General features: G+C 51.3%; 3 tRNA genes and 1 rRNA gene. All 4 read left to right on the top strand.

Going from position 1 to position 433, the window contains the following annotated elements:
- Positions 1 to 65, top strand: a 16S ribosomal RNA gene (locus G5S52_RS23520); the annotation flags it as partial.
- Positions 66 to 153: 88 nt separating this feature from the next.
- A tRNA-Glu gene (locus G5S52_RS23515) sits at positions 154 to 229 on the top strand.
- Between the two features lie 2 nt (positions 230 to 231).
- Positions 232 to 307: transfer RNA gene (locus G5S52_RS23510), tRNA-Lys, on the top strand.
- Between the two features lie 31 nt (positions 308 to 338).
- A tRNA-Val gene (locus G5S52_RS23505) sits at positions 339 to 414 on the top strand.
- The last annotated feature ends 19 nt before the right edge of the window (positions 415 to 433 follow it).

Genomic DNA, 433 nt, shown 5'->3' with positions numbered 1-433 from the left:
TCATGACTGGGGTGAAGTCGTAACAAGGTAGCCCTAGGGGAACCTGGGGCTGGATCACCTCCTTAACGATACTATTAATGCTAGTGTCCACACAGATTGTATAGGTTGAAAAAGTAAAGAGTGGTTTGGTATCCCAATACCAAACAACCGTGTGTCCCATTCGTCTAGAGGCCTAGGACACCGCCCTTTCACGGCGGTAACAGGGGTTCGACTCCCCTATGGGACGCCACTGGGTCGTTAGCTCAGTTGGTAGAGCAGTTGACTTTTAATCAATTGGTCGCAGGTTCGAATCCTGCACGACCCACCATCTTCTACCACAGAGGATGTAAAACTGATGTGGGCGATTAGCTCAGTTGGGAGAGCACCTCCCTTACAAGGAGGGGGTCACTGGTTCGAGCCCGGTATCGCCCACCACTTTTCCTTTATGCTGCGT

Source organism: Grimontia sedimenti, from assembly GCF_011045095.1.
GTDB lineage: Bacteria > Pseudomonadota > Gammaproteobacteria > Enterobacterales > Vibrionaceae > Enterovibrio > Enterovibrio sedimenti.
The sequence above is the reverse complement of the archived record's forward strand: the minus strand, read 5'-3'. Positions and strand labels throughout refer to the sequence as shown.